The organism is Limnohabitans sp. Rim47 (assembly GCF_001517545.1).
In the GTDB taxonomy this organism is placed as follows: Bacteria; Pseudomonadota; Gammaproteobacteria; order Burkholderiales; family Burkholderiaceae_C; genus Limnohabitans_A.
Window position 1 is genome coordinate 550,783 of sequence record NZ_FBYA01000002.1, and the last position, 21,921, is coordinate 572,703.

The window sequence follows — 21,921 nt, forward strand, 5'->3', positions numbered from 1 at the left end:
GCTGGCCGTTTGCAAAACCGTCAAGCTGCAGATTGGCCAAAGTAAGAAAGCACTCTATTCTAAATTTAGACACCGATAAACCCGTCCAAACTTCATAGACCCATGACTTTTAGACACAAATGCGCCCACGCAGCGCGTGGTTTGGCACCTTGCCGCACTGCGGTTTAATTCAGGCATGACACGCCCCAACACCCCGCAAGTTCTGATCAGCGAAGTCGGCCCACGCGATGGCCTGCAATCGGTCAAAGCCACCATGCCCACGGCCGATAAGCTGCGTTGGATCGACGCGCTGGCGGCAGCGGGCCTGCGCGAGATCGAAGTGGCCTCGTTCGTGCCCGCCAAGCTGCTGCCTCAAATGGCCGATGCCGCGCAAGTGGTGCAGCACGCGCTGCGCCACAGCCGTGTGCGGGTGATGGCGCTGGTGCCCAATCTGCGCGGCGCACAAGCGGCCTTGCAAGCGGGCGCACAAAAGCTCACTTTGCCGGTTTCGGCCAGCCCAGCCCATTCGATGGCCAATGTGCGCAAAACGCCCACGGCCATGGTGGAAGAAGTGCGAGCCGTATTGCAGCTGCGTGACGACATCGCGCCCAAGGTGCCCGTCGAAATCGGCATGTCCACCGCCTTTGGCTGCACCTTGCAAGGGGCGGTCCCAGAGGACGATGTGGTGCGCCTGGCGCTGCTGCTGGCCGAAGCGGGCGTGGACGAGATCGGCCTGTCGGACACCACCGGCATGGGCAACCCGGCGCAAGTGAGCCGCTTGTTCAAGCGCTTGTTTCAAGAAATTGGCCCGCTCACCGGCTCGGCCCACATGCACAACACCCGAGGCCTGGGCTTGGCCAATTGCCTGGCCGCTTACGAGGCCGGTGTGCGCACCTTTGACAGCTCGCTGGGTGGTTTGGGGGGCTGCCCTTATGCCCCGGGCGCTTCGGGCAATGTGGTCACCGAAGACCTTGTCTTCATGCTCGAGGCCATGGGTGTATCGACAGGCATCGACCTGCCCCAACTCATGGCGGCTCGCCTGCCGCTGCAAGCCGGGCTGCCCGGCGAGCCTATTTACGGCATGACGCCTGAGGCGGGTTTGCCCAAGGGCTGGCTCGGCCATTGACCACCTCTTTGAGCACCAATCACCCGCAACCACACCCGCATTGCAACCCTGAACCCGCATAATCGGGCCGCATGGACAAGTTCAAAGCCTTCGAAACCTTTGTCGCGGTTGCCACCAAAGGCAGCCTGACTGCTGCAGCCCGGGCTGAGGGCGTGGCCCCGGCCATCATTGGCAGGCGACTCGATGCGCTGGAAGAAAACCTGGGCGTGAAGCTGCTGGTGCGCACCACGCGCCGCATCACGCTCACCCACGAAGGCAGTGCTTTTCTAGAAGATTGTCAGCGCCTGCTCTCTGAAGTGGCCAATGCCGAGGCCAGTGTCTCGGCTGGCGGCGTGAAGGCCAGCGGGCATTTGCGCATCACCGCACCGGCCGGGTTTGGTCGTCGCCATGTGGCCCCGCTGGTGCCGCGTTTTCGCGAACTGCATCCCGATGTGTCGATCTCGCTGAACCTGAGCGACCGGGTGGTGGACTTGGCCGCCGAGGGCTTTGATTGCGCGGTGCGGGTGGGCGACCTGCCCGACTCGTCGCTGGTGAGCGTGCGCATGGCCGACAACCGCCGCCTGTGCGTGGCCACCCCGGCCTATTTGGCGCGGCGCGGCACGCCTTTGCAGCCGTCAGACTTGCTGCAACACGACTGCCTGACATTGTCGAGCGACGCCTCACAAACCCGGGGTTGGGCTTTTCGCACCCCAGCCGACAGCGGCCACGACGTGGTGCACCTGCGCCCTGGCGGGCCACTGGACTGCTCAGATGGGCAGGTGTTACACGACTGGTGCCTGGCAGGTTATGGCATAGCGTGGCGCAGCACCTGGGAAGTCGAAAGCGAAATCCAGTCGGGCCAGTTGGTGGCTGTGCTGGAAGACTTTGCCGCGTCCCCGAACGGAATTTTTGTGGTGTTTCCCCAGCGCAAGCACCTGCCATTGCGGGTGCGGCTGTGGATTGACTACCTGAAACGCCACTACGCGCAACCCGGCTATTGGCAAACCGCGTCAGACTGAGTCGCTCGGCGACTTGAGCACCTCAGGACCACAAAAAAGCCCGGGCATGCCCGGGCTTTTTACTGTCTGAACGGGTGAACCGCTAGGTTCACCGAACCAGTGACATCACTTCTTCAGGCATTCAGACATGAAGGCCTTGCGTTCGTCGCCTTTTTTACCCGAGGCTTCGGTGTTGCAGGTTTTCATCTTGCTTTGCTGGGTAGCAGGCTTTTTGGCGCTCAAGCAAGTCTTCATGAAGGCTTTGCGCTCATCGCCCTTTTTGCCATCGGCGTCTTTGTTGCACATGGCCATTTTGCTTTGTTGTGGGGTTTTATCAGCCGCAGGAGCGGCTGGCGTCGCAGGCATGGCAGCAGCGGCCGCAGGAGCGGCAACAGCAGCCACGGGCGCAGCAGCGGCCGCTGGCTTGACAGGGTCAGCCGCAAAAGCCACGCCAGAAATCAAGGCAAAACCGAGTGCAGCGATAGAGATGGAATGACGCATGAATGAACTCCCAAAAAAATGATCAACAGTCAAAAAAGCCTACACAGAGGTGCAGGTCTTTAATTAACGCTCAAAAGCCCACCACTGTTGACGCCAGTTGTGACCAACTGTAATTTGCTGCACTTAAATACGCCCCGCAAGCTTGTCCTCCGCGTGATCCCTGGCCCAGCCCCGTAAAATCGTGCCCTATGCTCTTAGCCAAACAACATTTGCTCACGGCCCTGGCCACCGAGCTTGAAAAACTCCAAACCGGCGCGGGTGCGCGTGCGGCCTTTGAATCGCCCAAAGTGGCCGCCCACGGCGACCTGGCCTGCACAGCCGCCATGCAGCTGGCCAAAGCCCTCAAGCAAAACCCACGTCAACTGTCCGAAACTCTGCGCACCGCCTTGTTGAGCACACCTGCTTTCGAGCGTTGGGTCGAGGCCATCGAGATCGCTGGCCCGGGTTTCATCAACATTCGCCTGAAAGACGCGGCCAAACAAGCGGTGGTGCACGAGGTTTTGCAAGCGGCCGAATGCTTTGGCGACCAAGCTGCCCAGCCCAACAAGGTGCTGGTCGAATTCGTCTCGGCCAACCCCACTGGCCCGCTGCACGTGGGCCACGGCCGCCAAGCGGCTTTGGGCGACGCTATTTGCAATTTGCTCGCCACACAAGGCCAACAGGTCTACCGCGAGTTTTATTACAACGACGCGGGTGTGCAAATTGGCACCCTGGCCAACTCCACCCAATTGCGCGCCAAGGGCTTCAAGCCAGGCGATGCCGAGTGGCCCAGTGGCGAAAATGCACCGGCTTACAACGGCGACTACATCCAAGACATCGCCAACGATTTTCTGGCCCAAAAGACCGTCAAGTCCGATGACCGTGAGTTCACGGGCAGCGGCGATGTGAATGACCTGGACGGCATGCGCCAGTTCGCCGTGGCCTACCTGCGCCACGAACAAGACCTGGACTTGAAGGCCTTTGACGTCAAGTTCGACAACTACTATTTGGAGTCGAGCCTGTACACCAGCGGCAAGGTCGACGCTGCCGTGCAAAAACTGCGCGATGCGGGCAAGACCTACGAACAAGATGGCGCGCTGTGGCTCAAATCCACCGATTACGGCGACGACAAAGACCGCGTCATGCGCAAAGGCGACGGCAGTTACACCTACTTTGTGCCCGATGTGGCCTACCACATCACCAAGTGGGAGCGCGGTTTTGGCCGTGTAGTCAACATTCAAGGCACCGACCACCACGGCACCATTGCCCGCGTACGTGCAGGCTTGCAAGCGGCCGATGTGGGCATCCCCGAGGGCTATCCTGACTACGTGCTGCACACCATGGTGCGCGTGATGCGCGGCGGCGAAGAGGTCAAGATCTCCAAGCGTGCGGGCAGCTACGTTACGCTGCGCGACCTGATCGAGTGGACCAGCAAAGACGCTGTGCGTTTCTTCTTGCTGTCACGCAAGCCCGACACCGAATACATCTTCGACATCGACCTGGCCCTGGCGCAAAACAACGACAACCCGGTGTACTACGTGCAATATGCCCACGCCCGCATCTGCTCGGTTCTGGCCGCATGGAAAGACAAAGACGGTGGCGACCCCGCCACACTGGCCAAGGTCGATTTGTCGCCACTGCAAAGCCCGCAGGCCCACGCGCTGATGCTGGCCTTGGCCAAATACCCCGAAATGCTGACGGCGGCCGCCAACGACTTTGCGCCGCACGATGTGACGTTTTATCTGCGCGATTTGGCCTCGCTGTACCACAGCTACTACGACGCCGAACGCATTTTGGTGGACGACGAAGCCGTCAAAAAAGCCCGCTTGGCGCTGGTAGCGGCTACGGCACAGGTGCTGCGCAATGGCCTCAAAGTGCTGGGCGTATCGGCTCCGCAAAAAATGTAAACAGGGATCACAACATGCAACTCCACCCCCAACGCGGCGGTACTTTCCTCGGTTTCATCATTGGACTGGTGCTGGGCTTGGGCGTGGCATTGGCCGTGGCCATTTACGTGACCAAAGTGCCGACCCCTTTTTCCAACAAAAACCAGACTCGCACCAACGACCAGGACGTGCAGGAGACCGCGAAAAACAAGGACTGGAATCCGAACGGTGTGTTGCAGCCCAAAGCACCTGCTGAAGTCCCTACACCACCCGCAACGCCTGCTGCGCCACAGTCACCGTCTGTGCCAGCCGCCAACACGGCCGCAGACAAAGCCAACCCCGTCGGAACCGGCAAAAGCGCGACAGAAGCGCCCAAGACCGAGCAACGCCAAGCGGTCACGGCCGACCCTTTGGGGGATTTGGCCAAAACCAAATCCGGCCTGTCTACCCCTGCGGCTGCCAGCACCAGCGCCGATCCGTTTGATTACGTCATTCAGGTGGGCGCTTACCGAACCAGCAACGATGCCGACGCCCAAAAAGCCAAACTGGCCATGATGGGCCTGGACGCGAAGGTCTCTGAACGGGATCAAGCCGGGCGCACCGTGTTCCGTGTACGCTTGGGGCCCTTTGCAGACAAAACTGCCGCTGAAAAAATTCGCACCCGCCTGGAAAGCGGTGGCATTGACAACACGCTGGTGCGTGTTCAGCGCTGAACCCACACCTTACTTAAGAGTCATGAGGAACCCACACATGGACCGCCGTTTCTTCTCTACTGCCTTGGTCACTGCCGCTGCCTGGCTCGGCACCTCTGCCGCTTGGGCTCAAGCCGCCCTGTTCAAGTCAGGCAAAGACTTCCTGACGCTGGACCGCCCTGTGGCCACTGAAACAGGCACAGGCAAGGTCGAAGTCATCGAGTTCTTCTGGTACAGCTGCTCGCACTGCAACGCGTTTGAACCGACATTTGCCCAATGGGTCAAAAATGCCCCGAAAGACGTGGTGGTGCGCCGCATTCCCGTCTCGTTCCGCGAAGACTTTGCGCCGCAGCAGCGCCTGTTTTTCACCATCGAAGCCATGAATTTGCTGGACACGCTCCACCCCAAGGTGTTTGCGGCGATCCATGTGGGCAAGTTGGCCCTGAACACCGATGCCAGCGTGCTGGCCTGGGCAGAACAGCAGGGCGTGGACAAAGTCAAATTCAACGAAATCTACAAGTCATTTGGCGTGGCCAGCAAGCTCAAGCGTGCCGTCCAGTTGCAAAACGACTTCAAGGTGGAAGGTGTGCCGTCATTGGGCGTGGCGGGTCGTTATTACATTGACGGCAGCCTGGCTGGCGGCATGGACCGCGCCTTGAAAATCACCGAATCCTTGATCGCCCAATCGCGCCCTGCCCAAACCAGCACGCCAGCCGCCAAGCCCAAAAGCTGAATCTGCGCCAACAMCCCCAACCCAAGCCCGCCGGTGAGCCACCAGAGCGGGCTTTTTTATGCCTTGGCGTGCTCTGCAAGGCCGATCTGCCCACTCTTGCAACTACAATCAAAATTCGTCACCAGCAAGATTCATGCCCCATGACAATTCTCCGTGCCATCAGCCTCGTCGCCGCAGCGCTCTGTGTGTTTTGCACGCCTGTGTGGGCCGAAAAAGCCGACCGCGACAAGCCCATGCTGATTGAGGCGGATGCCATGCGCCACGACGAAATCAAACTGCTCACCCATTTCACAGGCAAGGTGGTGGCGTTCAAAGGCACCATGGTTTTGCGCGGCGATCGCATGGACGTGCAGCAAGACAAAAACGGCCAGCAAGTGGCGCACGTTTGGGCCGCACCGAACGAACGCGTCTTCTTTCGGCAAAAACGCGAAGGCGTCGACGAATTCACCGAAGGTGAAGGCGAAATGGCCATCTATGACAGCCAGGCCGATGAGGTGACGCTGATTCAGCGGGCAGAGGTCCGGATTTTGCGCGGCACCGTTTTGGCCGACCAACTCAATGGTCAAAAAATCATTTTTAACAACATCACCGAAGTCATGACTGTGGACGGTCTGCCCAAAAGCACCCCAACCTCGGACCCGCGCGATCAGCGCGTACGCGCCGTGCTGACGCCCAGAAAAACAAGCCCTGCAACAACGCCTCTCGCTCCGACAACGGCCATCCCTGCTTTGCGGATCAGCCCCAACACAGGCGAAAGTAAAAAACCATGAGTGAACCACTCGTGCCCAGCCGACTGGAAGCGCACCACCTGAAAAAGGCTTATGGCAGCCGCAAAGTGGTGCACGACGTGTCAGTGCAAGTAGACAAGGGCGAAGTGGTGGGTTTGCTCGGCCCCAACGGCGCAGGCAAAACCACCTCCTTTTACATGATCGTGGGCTTGGTGCGTGGTGATGGCGGCCAAATCATGATCGATGGGCAAGACGTCACGCGCATGCCCATTCACAAGCGCTCGCGAATGGGCCTGTCGTATCTGCCGCAAGAGGCCTCGATTTTTCGCAAACTGTCGGTGGCTGACAACGTGCGCGCCATTCTGGAGCTGCAAACCGACGCGCAGGGTCATGCACTCTCATCGACCGACATTGAACAACGCCTGAGCGAGCTGCTGGCCGACCTGCGCGTCGATCACCTGCGCGATTCCCCTGCTGTCGCGCTGTCAGGGGGCGAACGCCGCCGCGTCGAAATTGCCCGCGCCTTGGCCACCGACCCGCGTTTCATCTTGTTGGACGAGCCCTTTGCCGGCATTGACCCGATCGCCGTGATCGAGATCCAGCGCATCATCGCCTTCCTCAAGCAACGCGGCATCGGAGTGCTGATCACCGACCACAACGTGCGCGAAACCTTGGGCATTTGCGACCACGCCTACATCATCAGCGAGGGCCGTGTGCTAGCGGCGGGCACCCCTGACGAGATCGTGTCCAACGCCGAGGTGCGACGCGTGTACCTGGGCGAACACTTCCGGATGTGATGAGCAAACCCAAGGTCCACGCCATGAAAGCACAGCCATGAAACCCGGTCTGTCGCTGCGCATGTCCCAGCACCTGGCGCTCACGCCCCAGTTGCAACAATCGATCCGCCTGCTGCAACTGTCCACACTGGAGCTGTCGCAAGAAGTCGACCAGATGCTGGACGAAAACCCATTTCTTGAGCGCAGCGAAGAAGAAGCGGCCTCCGAGGCCTTTGGCCTGGACCAAACCGACACCCGCGTCAGCCTGGGCGACCGGGTGAGCGAAAGCGCCAGCACGTCCAGCAGCAGCGACGACAGCGCCAGCGAAAGCAGCGACGAAGCAGTGACCGATGTGGCCGAAAGCTGGGACGGCGACGGCAGCGTGGACATGCGCCCCGACGACAGCGAATGGGGCGGCGATGCCGGACCGCGCCAAAACAATGGCGAAGAAACCGCCGACGCCATCGACCTGGCCCGCAGCAGCGGCTCACTCACCGACTTTTTGCACCGCCAGGCCTTGTCGCTGCGCCTGTCCGAGATCGACCGTGCGGCCCTGCGCTTTTTGATCGAGTCGCTCAACGACGATGGCTACCTGACCGACGCCCTGCCTGAATTGGCCGCCAGCTTGGCGGGCAGCGACGACTTTGAACAACTGGACGAACTGGTCCACCGCTTCACCGTGGCGCTGGGTTTGCTGCAATCGCTCGAGCCCGTGGGTGTGGGCGCGCGCGATCTGGCCGAGTGCATGCGCATCCAGATCAAGGCATGGCTCAAGGACGCGCCAGACGACGAGGTCGCCCAAGCCGCTCTGGCCGTATGCGCGCAACCGCTGGAGATGCTGGCCAAGCGCGACTACAAACGCCTGGCCGTGGCCTGTGGTCTGGACGAGGCCGTGGTCAAAGCCGCCATCCCCTTCATCGCCCGACTTGAACCCAAACCGGGCCGCCCCTTCGCCCAAGCCGAACAGAACATCATCATCCCCGACGTGCTGGTGGTGAACACCAGCAAAACGGCCACGCCCAAATTCCGCATCCAACTCAACCCCGATGTGATGCCCAAGCTGCGCGTGCACGACATTTATGCCAACGCCTTGCGCGGCAGCAAGGGTTCATCGCATGCCGGTTTGCAGCAGCGCCTGCAAGAAGCGCGCTGGTTCATCAAAAACATCCAGCAGCGTTTTGACACCATCTTGCGCGTGTCAACTGCCATCGTGGAGCGGCAAAAGAACTTCCTCACGCACGGCGAGCTGGCCATGCGCCCGCTGGTGCTGCGCGAGATCGCCGACGAGTTGGGCATGCACGAGTCCACCATCAGCCGCGTGACCACGGCCAAATACATGTCCACGCCGCAAGGCACATTTGAGCTGAAGTATTTCTTTGGCTCGGGCCTGGGCACCGACAGTGGCAGCGCGGCATCGAGCACGGCTGTGCGCGCGCTGATCAAGCAGTTTGTGGCGGCCGAAAAACCCGCCAAGCCCCTGTCGGACAACCAAATTTCAGAAATGCTGAAAGAGCAAGGCATCGACTGCGCACGCCGCACGGTGGCCAAATACCGCGAAGCCCTGAAGATCGCGCCTGCGAACCTGCGCAAAACCCTTTGAGAGTATTCGAGTGAATTCATTGAACCTGTTCATGCCTTGCGCCGCTGGCGTTGAGGGCTTTTTAGCCGACGAGGTGCACGCCATCACGGGCCTGACCGGCAACGACCTGATGACCGGACGCGGCGGTGTGATGGCCCGCGCCTCTTGGCGCGACGCGATGCGCATCAACCTGCACAGTCGCTTGACCCAGCGCGTGCTGGTTCAGCTGTCAGTCACCGACTACCGCAACGAAAACGACCTGTACCAAGCCGCCAGCGAAGTGGCCTGGGAAATCTGGTTCACGCCCAAGCAAACCTTCAAGATCGACATCACCGCGCAACACAGCCCGCTGACCAGCCTGAACTTTGCCGCCCTCAAAATCAAAGACGCGGTGGCCGACCGCTTTCGCGCCAAGCGCGGCGAGCGCCCGAACGTGGACACCAGCTGGCCCGATGTGCGCATTTATGCCCACGTCACGCCCGAAACCCTCACGCTCTACATCGACACCTCGGGCGAACCGCTGTTCAAGCGCGGCTGGCGCACCGACAAGGGCGATGCCCCGCTGAAGGAAACCCTGGCTGCGGCCATGATTGCGGCCAGTGGCTGGGACGCCACCGTGCCTTTGTACGACCCCTGCTGCGGCAGCGGCACGATCCCGATTGAGGCGGCGCAAATCGCCTGCGGCATCGCCCCTGGTTTGCAACGCCGCTTTGGCTTCGAGAAATTGCTGCCCTTCCAAAACCATGTCTGGCAAGGCTTGATCGAAGAAGCCCGCGACCACGAGCACGAACCCACTGCGCCCATTTTTGGCAGCGACGTGGCTTTCCGAATGGTCGACTTTGCCGAGCGCAATGCCGAGCGCGCAGGCGTGTCGGGCGTGATCGAGTTCCGGGGTGGTGACGCGCTGCAACGCATGCCGCCCAGCGAGACCCCGGGCGTCATGCTGCTCAACCCGCCCTATGGCGAGCGCATTGCAGCTGCCGGTGTGGCCGGTCGTGGGCGTGACAGCTTCCAGCCCGGGGCCTTGGCCGATGCGCGTTCAAGCACCCGAGCAGCCGACCAAAGCCACCACCGCGAAACCGCGCAGACCAATGACGGCGACGACAGCGTCGACTTCTTCGCCCAACTGGCCAGCCACTGGAAGAAAAACTACAGCGGCTGGAGCGCCTGGATGCTCACGCCCGACCTGAAGCTGCCCAGCAAAATGCGCCTGAAAGAATCGCGCCGCGTGCCCATGTGGAACGGCCCCATCGAATGCCGCCTGTTCCGCTTTGACATGATCAAAGGCAGCTTGAAGCGCACACCAAGCGATGGCAGCAACAGCCCAACGCTCACCTCAGGCCCCGACACATCGGAAACGTCTACGTCATGAATTTGGAGCGGGGCGCTGTATTGAACCTTGAGGTCGGCACAATTCTGAGTGAGGGTCCGAGCGCAGAGGGGGTTCAAACCCCGTCACGCCGCGTGCTGGACACCAACATCGTGCTCGACCTGTGGGTGTTTGACGAACCCAAGGCCGAAGCGCTGCGCGTGAGCGTCGAGACAGGCCGCACACACTGGCTGGCCACCGCCGCCATGCGCGAGGAACTGGCCCGCGTGCTGGCTTACCCGCAAATCGTCAAACGCCTCACGCACCGCCAAATCCCCGCTGACACCGTGCTCGGCCACTTTGACCGCTGGGCGCAGCTGCACCCCGATGCGCCCAAAGCAGAGTACGTCTGCAAAGACCCCGACGACCAAATGTTCATCGACCTGGCCGTGACCCACACCGCCGCCTTGCACAGCAAAGACGCACAAGTGCTCTGCATGAAAAAACGCCTTGAACGCTGCGGTGTGGTGATGAACCCGGCCACGCCCTGAACCCGTCGCCAGCCAACGCGCCTCCTACAATCCTTGCATTGCAAAAGGAACACACCATGAACACGACCGCTGGCTTGGAAGCCGAAGACTTTGACACCCTGGACAACATCTTGGACGACCTGCGCGAGCGTTTTGAAGAAACACCGCAGTGGGAATTTTGTGAGGGCTTCATGGCCGCCTTGGTCTGTAGCCGACGCGCCATTCCCGAAGACGAGTGGCTGCCCATGCTGTTGGGCATTGACCCAGACGATGCAGAAGGCGGCAGCTTTGCTGACGACGTCCAGCGCCAGCAGTTCATGGCTTTGTGGCAGCGCCGTTTTGACGAGATCAAGCTGGCTCTCGACACCCCGGTCGAAGCACTGGACGACGACAAGGCCTATGCGCCTGAGGTGATGGACGTGCGTGGCGCGATCGCTTCGCTGCCCCCCGAAGAGCGTGAAGAAATCGAAGACGGCGAGATCCCCTCATTTGCCCAGGTGTGGGCGCTGGGATTCATGTTCGCGGTGGAAAACTGGGCCGATGAATGGGCCACCCCCAAAGACAAAGACGCCGCCAAGTGGCACGACTTGTCGCTCGAAGCCATCGTGGCCTTGACCGAAGACGACACCGATGTACCCACCTTGTCGGCCCTGTCAGAAGACGGCCCACCCAGCGTGAGCGAAAACCGCCTGAACGCCTATGGCGAAGCGCTGTGGGCGGTGTATGACCTGCGTGAGATCTGGCGCAACATCGGCCCGCGTGTGACACAGGTCATCAAAGCCGCCACGCCCGGCCGCAACGATGCGTGCTCGTGCGGCAGCGGCAAAAAATACAAAAAGTGCTGCGGGGCTTGAGTCAGAAGCAACGCTAGATCCCGGATCAAGTCCGGGATGACAGAAGCTCAGTCGGGATGACAGAAGCTTAGTCGAGATGACAGATGCTTAGTTGGGGGGCAGATGCTTAGTTGGGGGGACAAAAGACAGATGTCATACCCGCGAAGGCGGGTATCCATGACCGACGAAGGCATGGACCCCCGAGCAAGTCAGGGATGGCGAATGAGCTCAAACCATCCACTGCGCCAGCGCGTCGCTGGTCGCCTCGGGCAGCTCTTCGGGAATGAAGTGCCCCGAAGGCATGATCTGGCCACTGACACGCCCAACACATTGCGCTTGCCACAGCGCAACCGGCTTGAACATGCGGTTGACCACGCCCCGCTCGCCCCACAAGACCAAGGTGTCGCAAGCGATTTTGTCGCCGTGCTCGCGGCCCTCGCGGTCGTGCTGCAAGTCAATGCCTGCGCTGGCTCGGTAGTCTTCGGCGGCACTGTGGATGGCGGCTGACCAGCCTTGGTCGTTCAGCGCCGGGTTGCAAAAAGCGCGCTCGTATTCGGCCAGCGCTTCGGGCTCTATATAGCCCAGCCCTTGACTGCCCCAGCCGCCCAGCTTGGCGTGCAGATAAGCCTTGGGGTTGCCACCGATCATGAACTCGGGCAAGGGCGCGGGCTGCGTCAGATGAAACCAGTGGTAATAGGCCTGCGCAAAAGTAAAGTAGGGGTCGGCCACCGGGCCTGCGACTTCAGGCGTTTTTCCCCAATGGCCGCTGTACATGTCGAAAGTGGGCGCGATGTCGATCACGCACAACTTTTTCACGCGGTCGGCATGGTCCAGCGCCAAGCGGTGCGCCACGCGACCGCCCCGGTCGTGGCCGCACAAGAAAAAGTCGACCACACCCAAAGCGTCGAGCAAGCCCACCACTTCTTGCGCCATGGCACGTTTGCTGTAGTGCAGGTGCTGCGCATCGCCCACAGCGTGTGACGAATCGCCATAACCGCGCAGGTCGGGCATCACCAGTCGATAGCGACCGCCCAAACGCTGCGCGACGCGGTGCCACATGACATGGGTTTGCGGAAAGCCGTGCAACAAAATCAGCACGGGCAAGTGCGCTTGCGCTGCCCAATCGGCCGTGCGCCGAAAACACACAGGCAAGCCCGCCACCGTGAGCGTTTGCCGCTCGAAGCCGTCAAACCAGTTCATCAGTCGACCTTGGCACCCGAGGCCTTAACCACTTCGGCCCATTTCATGTGCTCTGCGGCAATCAGCGCCGCAAACTGCGCAGGCGTGTTGCCGCTGGGGATGGCACCCAGGGTGGTCAGGCGCTCTTTCATGGCGGGGCTGGCCAATGACTTGGCCACTTCTTGCTGGATGCGGTTGACCACATCAGGGGGCGTGCCTGCGGGGGCCAGCAAGCCAAACCAGCTGCTGGCTTCAAAGCCTTTGAGGCCCGCCGCTTCTTCCACGGTGGGCAAGTCAGGCATGGCCGCTGATCGCTGGCCACTGGTCACGGCCAGCGCTTTGATTTTGCCCGCCTTGATGAGTGCCATGGCCGAGGGCAAGTTGTCGAACATGACGTCCATGCTGCCGCCCGCCAAATCGAGCAAGGCCGGGCCGGAGCCCCGGTAAGGAATGTGCGCCATGAAGGTGCCGGTTTGCGACTTGAACAGCTCACCCGCCAAATGGATCGAGGTGCCATTGCCGCTAGAGGCCATGTTCAGTTTGCCGGGGTTGGCGCGGGCGTACTTGATGAAATCGTTGACGCTGTTGATCTTGTTGGCCGCCGCCTTATCGGCGTTGACCACCATGACATTGGGCACGCCAGCGACCAAGGTGATGGGCGCGAAGTCTTTGATGGGGTCATAGGGCAGCTTGTTGTAAAGGGCGCGGTTGATGCCGTGCGTGCCCACGGTGCCCATGAGCAGCGTGTAGCCGTCGCCAGCCGATTTGGCCACTTGATCGGCGCCCAGATTGCCACCCGCACCGCCTTTGTTCTCGATCACAAAGGACTGGCCAAAGACTTTGCTCAGGTCGGGCGCGATGGCTCGGGCCAAGATGTCTGTGGTGCCGCCGGGTGCGAAGGGCACAACGATCTTGACGGGCTTGTTGGGCCAGGCGGTTTGCGCCCAAGCCATCGAGGTGGTTGACAACAACACCGCAGCGGCCATGCCCAAGACGGGGCGGCGGGTGAGGGAATTTGAGAGCTTGCTTGAAAAATGAACCATGTTTGTCTCCTGGCAATGTGTGCAAAACATGATGCCACTCACCCTCTGATACACTGTCGCACAGGCGAAGAAAAGGGCCTGTTTTAAGGGTTTGTCCCGGTCAAAAGGGCCTGCAGGGCGGGCTTTAGCACTTTGCCCAAAGCGCTTTTGGGCAAGCTGGCCATGAAGACCACTCGCCGTGGCAACTTGAAGCGGGCGATGCGGCTTTGCAAGTGCAACAGCACCGCTTCGGGCGTGAGCCCTTGCCCCAACGCATCGGCGCTGCGCACCAACACAGCCACCGGCACCTCGCCCCAACGGACATCGGCCAGGCCGACCACGGCGCATTCGGCGACGCCCGGCAGGGTCACGAGCTGGTTTTCGATTTCTGCAGGGTAGATGTTTTCGCCGCCCGAAATCACCATGTCTTTGCTGCGCCCCACGATGGTGATGCAGCCGTCCGGCGCACGCTGACCGAGGTCGCCGGAGTGGAACCAGCCGTCTTGCAGACCCACGCCGCTTTGCCCTTTCAGATGCCAGTAGCCGCGCATGAGGTTAGGAGCGCGGACGCAGACTTCACCCGTCTCACCGGGGCCGACTTCTTGGCACCGTGTGTCGATCAGTTTGACCTGCGCCTCGGGCTGCGGCCAACCCGAAGCACCCACGCGGGCCACAGCGTCTGGCAGTCGCAGCACGATGGACACAGGGCCCGTCTCTGTGGTGCCATACACCTGACCCACCGGCACACCGCGTGCGTGCAGCGTTTCGAGGTAGGCCACAGGCACAGTGGACGAACCGGTCATGATGCCGCGCAAACAGGCCAGCGATGTGCTGGCCCAGCGCGGGTGATCAAACAGCGCACGCATGGTGGCGGGCACCAACAGCGACAACGTGGGTTGGCTGATGGCCATTTCATCCAGCCAGGCCGAGGGGTCAAAGCGCGTGTGCAGCACCACCTCCACGCCCGACAGCAAGGCGGGCAAGGTCTGGATGCACAGCCCCCCCACATGGAACATGGGCAGCGTGGACAGCAACTTGTCGCCGGGCACATTGGGGTTCGCCCCCGCACGGCGAAAGTCATGCGCCCATGCACTGGCACGGGCATTGGCCATCAGAGCGGCTTGCGTGTGCACGGCCCCTTTGGGTTCGCCCGTGGTACCCGAGGTGTAGACCAAGAGCAAGGGCATGTCACTGTGCACTTCGTGTCGTGGCAGTGCGCGTGGCAGTGCGCGTGGCGATGCGGTGGCAATCAGCGTGTCATGCTGGGTGTGCTGTAAAGCAGGGGCTTGCAAGGCCTGGGCCGTGTCGGCATGGTGGGTGTCGTGCACCAACAGGCGCGGCTGGGCGTCCTGCATGACTTGCTGCAACTCGGGCACCGCCAAGCGAAAATTGAGCGGCAAAAAAATCGCCCCCAATCGGGCACAGGCCACCAACGTGACCAGTTGCAACTCGTGGTTAAAGCCCAACCAAGCCACTCGCTCACCGCTTTGCACGCCCCAGGTGGACTGCAAGTGCGCGGTGACGCGTTCGACACGACGCCAGAACTTGGCGAAGTCATAGGCCAAAGTGCCGTCAGGCTTGCGCGCGTCACCCCGAAAAGTCATGGCCGCCTGTGCGCCATGCGTTTGCGCCAGTTGCGCAAATCGGGCCGCGATGGGGCTGGTCTCGTGGCCCGACATCATTCGTCTTTTTCGCCAGCTTCGTACAAGGCTTCACGGCCGATGCGGTCCAGGCACAGCTCGGCCGTCCAGGGCAGCATGAGCGAGCCGCAGCGTGCATCGCGGTACAGGCGCTCCAGCGGCAGGCTTTTGAGCATGGACTGACCGCCGCAGGTGCGGATGGCCAAGCGGGCGATGTCTTGCGCGTTTTCCATGATGGTGTACTGGGCCGCATAAGCCCGCAGTCGGGCGGATTTGCTGGGCTCGACCTTGGCATCTTCGATGGCGCGCAAAAACAGGTTGCGGGTTTGTTCGAGCTTGATGAACATCTCGGCCACGGCGATCTGCTTGGTCGCAAACTGGCGGCGCTTGATGGGGCCAGTGCCCGCAATCTCGCCTCGCAAATAGGCCACCGTGAAGTCGTATGCGGCCTGCGCAATGCCCATGTAAGTGGGCGAGAGGGTCATGAACATGTGCGGCCAACGGCTGGCGGCCTGGAAGTACAGGCCCTGCGGCATGAGCGCCGCGTCGTCGGGCACGAACACGTCTTTGAACAGCAGGTTGCGCGACACCGTGGCACGCATGCCCAGCGGGTCCCAGTCGCCCTCCACCGTGAGGCCCGGCGCGGTGCGCGGCACGGCCAGGTACAAGGTGTCGCGGCGCGAGAGGTCGGTGCCCTCTTTCTTCTCGGTGCACAGCACGCCAAAAAAGTCAGCCGCATCCGACAGCGAGGCGAAGATTTTTTTGCCATTGATCTTCCAGCCGCCCTCGACCTTGACGGCGATGGTGCCAAAAGGCTGAGCACCAGACGCTGCTGCACCGCCCTCTGAGAAAGGCTGCGCATAAATCGCCCCATCTTTCACCACGCGGGCAAAGTGTGTGGCCTGGTGCGTGCGGTGAATGGCGCGTTGCTCAGGTGTCATCTCCAGGTCTTCAGACAACAAGCCGCTCCAAAGCATGGTGCAGACATGCATGTTGAAGGTGAGCGCGGTGGCGCCACAGTAGCGCCCGATTTCGGCAGACACCATGGCGTAGGTGGCGTAGTCGGCACCGTGACCGCCATGCGCTTCGGGCACGCACAGCGCCAACAAACCTGCATCGCGCATGTCGTCGTAGTTGGCAAAGGGGAACTGTGCATCGCGGTCGAGCTGGGCGGCACGCGGGGCGAATTTGTCGCGGCCCAGCTGACGGGCCAAGGCCATCAGCTTTTGTTGTTGATCGGTCAGGGGATAGTCGTCGCCACAGATCGGCATGGCGATTGACGGGGTTTTGTCTTGCTCTGCACTCATGGTTTCACGTCCTTCAGAAATTGTTCCAGTTCGGCGTTGAATGCCGTGGGCTGTTCGCAGTGCAGCAAGTGCCCTGCGCCAGCCAAGCAGGCATAACGCGCACCAGGGATCTTTTGCGCCATGCGTTCCATCACGGCGGGCGACGCGGTGCGGTCGTGCTCTGCGGCCAAACACAACACCGGCACGCTGAGGGTGGGCAAAGCGGCACGTTGCTCAAATTGCACCAGCGCATGCAAGGCGGCGCGGTAGGTGGCGGGCGGCACGGCAGACATGCTGTGGTGCGCCGACTTGAGCTTGTCAGGAATGACGTGGGCGGCATCGCCACCGGGTGCGGCCATGCTGGGGATCAGCTTGTCTGCAATGTCGCCCATGGTTTTGCCGGCGTCCAAAGGGGCCATGCGTTGCGCCAAAAAATGCTTTTGGAAATCGCCGTCGCTGTGGCCAAAGGCCGGGCTGCTGGCCGCCAGCAGCAGGCCTCGGATGCGCTGGGGCGCCTGAGTCCAGGCCTGCAAGGCCACCATGGCCCCCATGCTGTGGCCGACCAAGACCGCTTGTTGAATACCGGCAGCGTCCAGCATGGACCACAAGGATTGCGCCAAGTGGGCAAAGTCATACGGGCTGACCATGTCGCTGTCGCCATAACCCGGCATGTCCCAGGCCAGACTGCGCCAGCCCATTGCGGCCACATGCGCTTGCTGCGCTGCCCAGCCGTACCTGCCACCGCCCACGCCATGCAAGAACACCACGGCGGGCTGTGTGGGCTGGCCCACATCGGTGAATGCAGGTGCATTCATGCCAGCGCCGCGCTCACGACTTGGCCCGCATCGACCACCACCGTGTCATCGAGCCGGATGGTGCAACCGCGCATGGGCAAATCAAAGTGACCCAGCGTGTGGCGGCCCGCGACTTCGTTGGCCCCGGTCGAATACAAAAAGTTGCCCGCAAAAGCACGCAGCTCGGTGCCATTGCAGTCGCGCTTGTCATAAAAAGCCATGGCATCCCAACGCGCGGCCGGGTTCAGGCCAAAGCCCACATGCGAGACCGCATAGGCGGCGCGGTGGCCCTCTGCGTCTTCCCAGGCTTTCCAGTAGCCGCGCATCATGTCCACATCCACTCCTTCGCCCTCGATCTGAATCACGCTGTCGTTTTCGACCGACAGGCGGATCGTGTCTCGCAAATAGCTTTTGAAGGTCAGGTTCACATCGCCGGGGGCCATGACCAAGGTGCCATTGACACTGCCCGCCGCCGGGAAGGCCAGCGCCAGGCCCGCAGGCCAGTGCGAGACCATGCCCGGCTTGGGGCAAAAGCCCCACACGCCGCCGACCACGGCTTGCTTGTCGCCCTGTTTCAGATTCACACGCAGGTCGGTGCCAGCGGCAGACGTGACGTGCATTTGCTGTGCGCTGCGCAGCTTCTTCATGGCCGAACGCACCACGCCTTCGAGCGCCGGGTCGGGCACGGTGCGCTCCAATATTTCAGGGTGCTCGTTGGACACCATCAGCAAGCGAGGCATGTGCCCGTCAACGCCTTTCATGATGGTCGGTAACTCGGGCGCGTGCAGCAAGCCCTCCACCGTGCAATCAACCACCATATCGGCACGGGCCAGCGCGGCCACCACCGGGCTGAGCTGCGCAATGGCGTCGCTGGCTCCGGTGGACCGGACGGGCGCAGGCGCGGTCAGCGCGGGCGTGGTGAGCGTCAATTCGAACACCTTGGCCCCCATGCTTTCCAAGGCCAGACGGGCAAGGTCGACGTTCACGCGCCGCGACTGGGTTTCGGCCAAAATGGCCACCACTTCGCCGGGCTGCACTTTGCACAAAGTGAAGGTGCGGACAAACGCCGCCAACCATTTGTGTTCGATCTTTTCCACCAACATGAAGACCTCCTGAACTGACGGACAGGGTGCACGACGCACCCCACCTCTTGCCAAACAGTTTATATGAATATTCATATAAATTCATCCATAATGACCCTATGCGCCCTAACCTACCGCCGTCCATTCAGCCGCTGAGCCCTGACTTTGAAACGCCTCATTTCAGGCAGGCCCTGTCGCGCTTTGCCACAGGCGTGACCGTCATCACCACCTTTGCGCCCGGCGCACAAAAAGGGGAATCGGCCAGCAGCGGCTTTGTGGGCATCACGGCCAGCTCGTTCAATTCGGTGTCGCTCACGCCGCCGCTCGTGCTGTGGAGCTTGGGCCACCGGGCCAGCAGCTTGCCGCTGTTCCATGCGGGCACGCACTATGTGGTGAATGTGCTGGCCGCAGACCAGCTCGACTTGTGCAATCGCTTTGCCTACGGCAAAGGCGACCGGTTTGCCGACACCGCCTACACCCTGGGGCAAGCCGGACTGCCCATTTTGAAAGGCGCTCTGGCCTGGTTTGAATGCCACAACCGCAGCCGCCACGAAGAAGGTGACCATGTGATTTTTGTGGGCGAAGTAGAACGCTGCGGTTTCAGCGAGGGCCAGGCCCCACTCGTTTACCAGGGCGGTCAGTTCAGCACCACCACGCCACTGGCATGAGCAACTCAGCAGGCTTTGTTGACGACTACCTGGCCTATTTGTTGGCACGCGCCAGCCATTTGATTTCGAGCGAGTTCCACGCCGTGGTCGAGGCCAGCGGCCTCTCCCTGATGGAGTGGCGCGTCATGGCAAGCTTGTCGGGCAAAGACAGTTTGAGTGTGGGCGAGTTGGTCGACATCGTTTTGGCCAAGCAACCGACCGTGACCAAATTGGTCGGGCGCATGGAAGAATCCGGTTGGGTGCAACGCTGCGATGCACCGCACGACAAACGCCAATCCTTGGTGAGCCTGACGCCTGCGGGTCGACGCAAAGTCAAACCCTTGCTGGCCCAGGCGCAGGCGCATGAAGCGCAGGTCACGGCCGACATCGGTGCGCCCGAAGTCGATCAACTCAAGCGGGCACTGGAACGGCTGATTACGCTGCGAGGATGAGAAAGCAGCACGTTGATGGGCAGATCGGCGGCTTTAGCCCCAACACGGGCCGCAGCAAAAGCGCTATTCCGGCACAACCGCAGTCACTTCAATCTCCACCAACGCACGGTCTTCCACCAAATCAGCCACCTGCACCAGCGTCATGGCGGGGTAGTTTTTGCCAATGACCTCTTGGTAAACCTTGCCCAATTCGCGGCCACGGGCCAGGTATTCTTTTTTGTCTTTGACGTACCAAGTCATGCGGGCCATGTGTTGGGGGCCAGCACCAGCACAGGCCAGTGTGTCGACGATGTTTTGCAAGGCCTGGCGGCATTGCGCGACAAAGTCATCGGTCTCGAACTGGGCTTGCCCGTTCCAGCCGATCATGCCGGCCACAAACACCATGCGGCCACGCGCTTCGATGCCGTTGGCATAGCCTTTGGCGGGAGCCCATCCTTCGGGTTGCAAAACATTGAACATGTGGTTTCCTTGGGTTCAGTGGGGGCTGAGCGAAAGGCCGGCCCCGCAAAATCAGTGGCTTGAGATTTGTCGCAACTTGAAGCGTTGCAGCTTGCCGGTTTCGGTGCGGGGCAAGGCCTCCATGAAGACCACCTTGCGCGGGTACTTGAAGGGGGCGATGCTTTGCTTGACGTGTTCCTGCAAGGCTTTTTCCATGGCGGCATCGCCTATGTGGCCGGGTTTGAGCACCACACAAGCGTGCACGATCTGGCCTCGGTCTTCATCGGGCATGCCCACCACTCCGCACTCGGCCACGGCAGGGTGTTGCAGCAAAGCACCCTCGACCTCAGGGCCAGCGATGTTGTAGCCGGCCGAGATGATCATGTCGTCGTTGCGCGCCTGGTAGCTGAAGTAGCCATCGGCATCCATGACGAAGGTGTCACCGGGCAAGTTCCAACCGTCTTTCACATAGTCTCGCTGGCGCGGGTCGGCCAAGTATTTGCAGCCGGTGGGGCCACGCACAGCCAGGCGCCCCACGCTGCCCGGTGGCACAGGCTGCATGTCGTCGTCCACGATTTGCGCCTCGTAACCGGGCACCACTTGGCCAATGCTGCCGGCACGCACCTGTTGGCCTGCGCTGGAGATGTAGATGTGGATCACTTCGGTGCCACCAATGCCATCGGTCATCTCAAGGCCCGTGGCCTGCTTCCACAACTGGCGGGTGGCGTCGGGCAAGGCTTCACCCGCCGAGACGGGGTGCGTCAAGCTGCGCAGGTCGTGCTGCGCGGCCAAAGGGGCCATCTGGCGGTACATGGTGGGGGCGGTGTAGCACTGCGTGGCGCGGTACTTGGCAATGGTTTGCAGCAAGCTGTCTGGCGTGTGCTTTTCCAGCAGCACGGTGCTGGCACCATAGCGCAGCGGGAACGCCAGAAGCCCCCCCAGCCCGAAGGTGAAGGCAATGGGCGGCGTGCCGCACACCACATCGTTTTCACCCATGCGCAAGATGTGGCGCGGGAACAAATCGCACATGGCCAGCACATCGCGGTGAAAGTGCATGGTGCCCTTGGGCTTGCCGGTGGTGCCGCTGGTAAAGGCGATCAGGCACACGTCGTCGCGGCTGGTCGGGTGCGGGGTGTACGCGCCACTCTGCCGGGCCATGCGGTGCTCCAGGCCATCGGCGGCATCGCTGCGGAACTGCACCAGCTGCTGCAAGCTGGCCGTGTGGCTGGGGTGACCGGGCGTCATGCAGTGCTGCAGTTCATCGGCCAGCAGGCTGTCGCACAGCGCGGCGCTGACCTGCGCTTTGTCGATGATTTGCGCCAGCTCGCCTGCACGCAGCAGCGGCATGGTGGGCACCGCCACCATGCCCGCCTTGAGCGCGCCCAGCAAGCAAGCCGCCATCATGGGGCTGTTGCCGCCGCGCAGCAAAATGCGGTTGCCAGGCACGAGACCCATGTCCTGGGTCAGAACTTGGGCGATGCGTTTGCTCTTGTCTTGCAACTGCGCATAGGTCCAGCTGAAGTCGCCAGCGCCCGTGTTGAAATCACTCACGCCATGCAGCGCCATGCGGTCGCCTCGGCCCGCCTGCACATGCAGATCCACCAGTTCCACCGCGCAGTTCAGCACATCCGGATAGTTCAGCTCAGGCCGGTCGGCGATGAACACGGGCAGTTGGTCTTTGGGCGGCAGTCGGTCGCGCGCAAACGTGTCGGTGTGGCTGCTGGGCAATAACTGGTTCCAGTTCGTCATGTTG

At 61.6% G+C, this 21,921-nt stretch carries 22 protein-coding genes; 13 read left to right on the forward strand and 9 right to left on the reverse strand.

Annotation, left to right across the window (positions count from 1 at the left end):
- Positions 1 to 175 precede the first annotated feature (175 nt).
- Positions 176 to 1,105, forward strand: coding sequence for a hydroxymethylglutaryl-CoA lyase (locus BN3544_RS07570; RefSeq protein WP_019430817.1), 930 nt, complete (start codon positions 176 to 178; stop codon positions 1,103 to 1,105).
- Between the two features lie 71 nt (positions 1,106 to 1,176).
- A complete protein-coding gene (locus BN3544_RS07575; RefSeq protein ID WP_019430818.1) occupies positions 1,177 to 2,103 on the forward strand; it encodes a LysR family transcriptional regulator in 927 nt (308 codons plus the stop codon).
- 105 nt (positions 2,104 to 2,208) lie between these two features.
- On the opposite strand, the gene BN3544_RS07580 is transcribed toward BN3544_RS07575, so the two are convergent.
- A complete protein-coding gene (locus tag BN3544_RS07580; protein WP_019430819.1) occupies positions 2,209 to 2,583 on the reverse strand; it encodes a PsiF family protein in 375 nt (124 codons plus the stop codon).
- Positions 2,584 to 2,771: 188 nt separating this feature from the next.
- On the opposite strand from BN3544_RS07580, the gene argS reads away from it, so the two are divergent.
- The 9 genes from argS (at position 2,772) to BN3544_RS07625 (ending at position 11,649) form a co-directional block, all read left to right on the forward strand.
- Positions 2,772 to 4,469, forward strand: a complete 1,698-nt coding sequence (argS, locus tag BN3544_RS07585) for an arginine--tRNA ligase (protein ID WP_019430820.1) — start codon at positions 2,772 to 2,774, stop codon at positions 4,467 to 4,469.
- Positions 4,470 to 4,483: 14 nt separating this feature from the next.
- Positions 4,484 to 5,161, forward strand: a complete 678-nt coding sequence (locus BN3544_RS07590) for an SPOR domain-containing protein (RefSeq protein WP_019430821.1) — start codon at positions 4,484 to 4,486, stop codon at positions 5,159 to 5,161.
- Between the two features lie 37 nt (positions 5,162 to 5,198).
- Positions 5,199 to 5,873 (forward strand): thiol:disulfide interchange protein DsbA/DsbL, encoded by a 675-nt coding sequence (locus BN3544_RS07595; protein WP_019430822.1) that lies wholly within the window; start codon positions 5,199 to 5,201, stop codon positions 5,871 to 5,873.
- Between the two features lie 140 nt (positions 5,874 to 6,013).
- On the forward strand, positions 6,014 to 6,643 hold the full coding sequence (gene lptA / locus BN3544_RS07600; RefSeq protein ID WP_019430823.1) for a lipopolysaccharide transport periplasmic protein LptA: 630 nt from the start codon (positions 6,014 to 6,016) through the stop codon (positions 6,641 to 6,643).
- Positions 6,640 to 7,398 (forward strand): LPS export ABC transporter ATP-binding protein, encoded by a 759-nt coding sequence (gene lptB, locus BN3544_RS07605; RefSeq protein WP_019430824.1) that lies wholly within the window; start codon positions 6,640 to 6,642, stop codon positions 7,396 to 7,398. Before lptA ends, lptB begins: the two co-directional genes overlap by 4 nt.
- A 37-nt stretch (positions 7,399 to 7,435) precedes the next feature.
- Positions 7,436 to 8,977 carry an RNA polymerase factor sigma-54 gene (locus BN3544_RS07610; RefSeq protein ID WP_019430825.1) on the forward strand — a complete coding sequence of 514 codons (1,542 nt, stop codon included), beginning with the start codon at positions 7,436 to 7,438 and terminating at the stop codon, positions 8,975 to 8,977.
- 10 nt (positions 8,978 to 8,987) lie between these two features.
- Complete coding sequence (locus BN3544_RS07615) at positions 8,988 to 10,328, forward strand: THUMP domain-containing class I SAM-dependent RNA methyltransferase (protein ID WP_026036803.1); 1,341 nt, start codon at positions 8,988 to 8,990, stop codon at positions 10,326 to 10,328.
- Positions 10,325 to 10,816, forward strand: coding sequence for a PIN domain-containing protein (locus BN3544_RS07620; RefSeq protein WP_081499403.1), 492 nt, complete (start codon positions 10,325 to 10,327; stop codon positions 10,814 to 10,816). The genes BN3544_RS07615 and BN3544_RS07620 overlap by 4 nt, the downstream gene beginning before the upstream one ends.
- A gap of 56 nt (positions 10,817 to 10,872) precedes the next feature.
- Positions 10,873 to 11,649: a UPF0149 family protein gene (locus BN3544_RS07625; protein WP_019430828.1), complete on the forward strand. Its 777-nt coding sequence runs from the start codon at positions 10,873 to 10,875 to the stop codon at positions 11,647 to 11,649.
- A gap of 207 nt (positions 11,650 to 11,856) precedes the next feature.
- Here the strand turns inward: BN3544_RS07625 and BN3544_RS07630 are convergent, their stop codons facing one another.
- The 6 genes from BN3544_RS07630 to BN3544_RS07655 form a co-directional block, all read right to left on the reverse strand.
- The gene (locus BN3544_RS07630; protein WP_019430829.1) at positions 11,857 to 12,828 is read right to left on the reverse strand and encodes an alpha/beta fold hydrolase; all 972 of its coding nucleotides are present in this window, start codon (positions 12,826 to 12,828) and stop codon (positions 11,857 to 11,859) included.
- Complete coding sequence (locus BN3544_RS07635) at positions 12,828 to 13,793, reverse strand: Bug family tripartite tricarboxylate transporter substrate binding protein (protein WP_050999118.1); 966 nt, start codon at positions 13,791 to 13,793, stop codon at positions 12,828 to 12,830. Before BN3544_RS07635 ends, BN3544_RS07630 begins: the two co-directional genes overlap by 1 nt.
- 140 nt (positions 13,794 to 13,933) lie before the next feature.
- The gene (locus BN3544_RS07640) at positions 13,934 to 15,508 is read right to left on the reverse strand and encodes a class I adenylate-forming enzyme family protein (protein WP_155820555.1); all 1,575 of its coding nucleotides are present in this window, start codon (positions 15,506 to 15,508) and stop codon (positions 13,934 to 13,936) included.
- A complete protein-coding gene (locus BN3544_RS07645; protein WP_019430832.1) occupies positions 15,508 to 16,776 on the reverse strand; it encodes an acyl-CoA dehydrogenase family protein in 1,269 nt (422 codons plus the stop codon). The genes BN3544_RS07640 and BN3544_RS07645 overlap by 1 nt, the downstream gene beginning before the upstream one ends.
- Positions 16,773 to 17,570, reverse strand: coding sequence for an alpha/beta fold hydrolase (locus BN3544_RS07650; RefSeq protein ID WP_019430833.1), 798 nt, complete (start codon positions 17,568 to 17,570; stop codon positions 16,773 to 16,775). Before BN3544_RS07650 ends, BN3544_RS07645 begins: the two co-directional genes overlap by 4 nt.
- Positions 17,567 to 18,652: a 2,5-dihydroxypyridine 5,6-dioxygenase NicX family protein gene (locus tag BN3544_RS07655; protein ID WP_019430834.1), complete on the reverse strand. Its 1,086-nt coding sequence runs from the start codon at positions 18,650 to 18,652 to the stop codon at positions 17,567 to 17,569. The genes BN3544_RS07650 and BN3544_RS07655 overlap by 4 nt, the downstream gene beginning before the upstream one ends.
- Positions 18,653 to 18,750: 98 nt before the next feature.
- On the opposite strand from BN3544_RS07655, the gene BN3544_RS07660 reads away from it, so the two are divergent.
- Both BN3544_RS07660 and BN3544_RS07665 read left to right on the forward strand, forming a co-directional pair.
- The gene (locus BN3544_RS07660; protein WP_019430835.1) at positions 18,751 to 19,299 is read left to right on the forward strand and encodes a flavin reductase family protein; all 549 of its coding nucleotides are present in this window, start codon (positions 18,751 to 18,753) and stop codon (positions 19,297 to 19,299) included.
- Positions 19,296 to 19,730, forward strand: a complete 435-nt coding sequence (locus BN3544_RS07665) for a MarR family winged helix-turn-helix transcriptional regulator (RefSeq protein ID WP_019430836.1) — start codon at positions 19,296 to 19,298, stop codon at positions 19,728 to 19,730. The genes BN3544_RS07660 and BN3544_RS07665 overlap by 4 nt, the downstream gene beginning before the upstream one ends.
- A 63-nt stretch (positions 19,731 to 19,793) precedes the next feature.
- Here the strand turns inward: BN3544_RS07665 and BN3544_RS07670 are convergent, their stop codons facing one another.
- A complete protein-coding gene (locus BN3544_RS07670) occupies positions 19,794 to 20,189 on the reverse strand; it encodes a RidA family protein (protein WP_019430837.1) in 396 nt (131 codons plus the stop codon).
- 51 nt (positions 20,190 to 20,240) lie between these two features.
- Positions 20,241 to 21,917: an AMP-binding protein gene (locus BN3544_RS07675; RefSeq protein WP_026036805.1), complete on the reverse strand. Its 1,677-nt coding sequence runs from the start codon at positions 21,915 to 21,917 to the stop codon at positions 20,241 to 20,243.
- Positions 21,918 to 21,921 lie beyond the last annotated feature (4 nt).

Bases quoted from the DNA above. Each gene is read 5' to 3' on its own strand.
- BN3544_RS07630 (WP_019430829.1), bottom strand. From the start codon at position 12,828: ATGAACTGGTTTGACGGCTTCGAGCGGCAAACGCTCACGGTGGCGGGC.
- BN3544_RS07610 (WP_019430825.1), top strand. From the start codon at position 7,436: ATGAAACCCGGTCTGTCGCTGCGCATGTCCCAGCACCTGGCGCTCACG.
- BN3544_RS07655 (WP_019430834.1), bottom strand. From the start codon at position 18,652: ATGTTGGTGGAAAAGATCGAACACAAATGGTTGGCGGCGTTTGTCCGC.
- BN3544_RS07660 (WP_019430835.1), top strand. From the start codon at position 18,751: ATGCGCCCTAACCTACCGCCGTCCATTCAGCCGCTGAGCCCTGACTTT.
- BN3544_RS07640 (WP_155820555.1), bottom strand. From the start codon at position 15,508: ATGTCGGGCCACGAGACCAGCCCCATCGCGGCCCGATTTGCGCAACTG.
- lptB (WP_019430824.1), top strand. From the start codon at position 6,640: ATGAGTGAACCACTCGTGCCCAGCCGACTGGAAGCGCACCACCTGAAA.
- BN3544_RS07670 (WP_019430837.1), bottom strand. From the start codon at position 20,189: ATGTTCAATGTTTTGCAACCCGAAGGATGGGCTCCCGCCAAAGGCTAT.
- BN3544_RS07625 (WP_019430828.1), top strand. From the start codon at position 10,873: ATGAACACGACCGCTGGCTTGGAAGCCGAAGACTTTGACACCCTGGAC.
- lptA (WP_019430823.1), top strand. From the start codon at position 6,014: ATGACAATTCTCCGTGCCATCAGCCTCGTCGCCGCAGCGCTCTGTGTG.
- BN3544_RS07675 (WP_026036805.1), bottom strand. From the start codon at position 21,917: ATGACGAACTGGAACCAGTTATTGCCCAGCAGCCACACCGACACGTTT.
- BN3544_RS07635 (WP_050999118.1), bottom strand. From the start codon at position 13,793: ATGGCCGCTGCGGTGTTGTTGTCAACCACCTCGATGGCTTGGGCGCAA.
- BN3544_RS07645 (WP_019430832.1), bottom strand. From the start codon at position 16,776: ATGAGTGCAGAGCAAGACAAAACCCCGTCAATCGCCATGCCGATCTGT.
- BN3544_RS07590 (WP_019430821.1), top strand. From the start codon at position 4,484: ATGCAACTCCACCCCCAACGCGGCGGTACTTTCCTCGGTTTCATCATT.
- BN3544_RS07575 (WP_019430818.1), top strand. From the start codon at position 1,177: ATGGACAAGTTCAAAGCCTTCGAAACCTTTGTCGCGGTTGCCACCAAA.
- BN3544_RS07570 (WP_019430817.1), top strand. From the start codon at position 176: ATGACACGCCCCAACACCCCGCAAGTTCTGATCAGCGAAGTCGGCCCA.
- argS (WP_019430820.1), top strand. From the start codon at position 2,772: ATGCTCTTAGCCAAACAACATTTGCTCACGGCCCTGGCCACCGAGCTT.
- BN3544_RS07650 (WP_019430833.1), bottom strand. From the start codon at position 17,570: ATGAATGCACCTGCATTCACCGATGTGGGCCAGCCCACACAGCCCGCC.
- BN3544_RS07665 (WP_019430836.1), top strand. From the start codon at position 19,296: ATGAGCAACTCAGCAGGCTTTGTTGACGACTACCTGGCCTATTTGTTG.
- BN3544_RS07620 (WP_081499403.1), top strand. From the start codon at position 10,325: ATGAATTTGGAGCGGGGCGCTGTATTGAACCTTGAGGTCGGCACAATT.
- BN3544_RS07580 (WP_019430819.1), bottom strand. From the start codon at position 2,583: ATGCGTCATTCCATCTCTATCGCTGCACTCGGTTTTGCCTTGATTTCT.
- BN3544_RS07595 (WP_019430822.1), top strand. From the start codon at position 5,199: ATGGACCGCCGTTTCTTCTCTACTGCCTTGGTCACTGCCGCTGCCTGG.